This is a genomic window from uncultured Microscilla sp. (genome assembly GCF_947493425.1).
In the GTDB taxonomy this organism is placed as follows: domain Bacteria; phylum Bacteroidota; class Bacteroidia; order Cytophagales; family Microscillaceae; genus Microscilla.
In genome coordinates, this window is the sequence record NZ_CANLRP010000407.1 from 1 (window position 1) to 925 (window position 925).

Annotated in this window: 1 protein-coding gene; it reads left to right on the forward strand. The window is 40.0% G+C overall.

What is annotated here, in order from left to right:
* Positions 1 to 84: 84 nt before the first annotated feature.
* A complete protein-coding gene (locus Q0954_RS34055; protein WP_299466576.1) occupies positions 85 to 915 on the forward strand; it encodes an IS5 family transposase in 831 nt (276 codons plus the stop codon).
* Positions 916 to 925 lie beyond the last annotated feature (10 nt).

Sequence of the window (925 nt, forward strand, 5' to 3'; positions counted from 1 at the left end):
AGAAAGTGTTTTAAAAGGTGTTTAGGAGAGAAAATGTACTCAAACTATTTACTTTAGGGTTGCAAAACTTTCAAGATAAACAGAATGAGCACACTAGCAAACAACACAAAACGCAAAAAATATCCAAGTGATATTAGTAAAAATGGTTGGAAGACTTTGAAAAAAGTATTGCCTCTGCCTACTGGCAATGGGGCTGGCCGACCTCCTGTGAACCCCAAAGAAGTGATTAACGGCATTTTTTACGTCTTGAAGACTGGATGTAGTTGGCGTAGTTTACCTCATGATTTACCTAATTGGAGTACGGTTTATGGGTATTATAGACGCTGGAGTAAGGATGGTACTTGGGAATTCATTCATAACTGGTTGGTCAAAAAGACCCGAACTAGATCCTGTCGTCACCCTTTTCCAAGTGCTGCCAGTATTGATTCCCAAAGCAGAAAGACTTCCTGCGGAGGGGAAGAAATTGGCTATGATGGAGGTAAAAACATACGAGGGCGGAAACGCTTCATATTAACTGATACTCAGGGACTTGTTTTAGGTGTCCTTGTTTGTAGTGCAGCAATATCAGAAAAGGCAGGAGCTAAAAAATTGCTCAGTAAATTACGACAAGAAGATATTTCCCACAGTCTATGCCGAAGAATTAAATTAGTATGGGTAGATGGAGGGTATCGGGGAGCAGAACTCATTAGTTGGGTTAAGTTGCTCTGGAATTGGGTTTGGGAAATTGTACTCAGAAGTGATCAACAAAAAGGCTTTGTTGTCTTACCAAGAAGATGGACAGTAGAAAGAACTTTTGGGTGGCTTGTCAAAAATAGAAGGTTGGCTCTAGACTATGAGAAAACCACCCTAAGTGCTGAATCTTTTATATATTTGGGTATGATTAGCCTCATGTTGGCAAGGCTCCAGGAATTTTAAAACACTTTCT

Coding starts and splice junctions, on each gene's coding strand:
- Q0954_RS34055 (WP_299466576.1), top strand. CDS start 85: ATGAGCACACTAGCAAACAACACAAAACGCAAAAAATATCCAAGTGAT.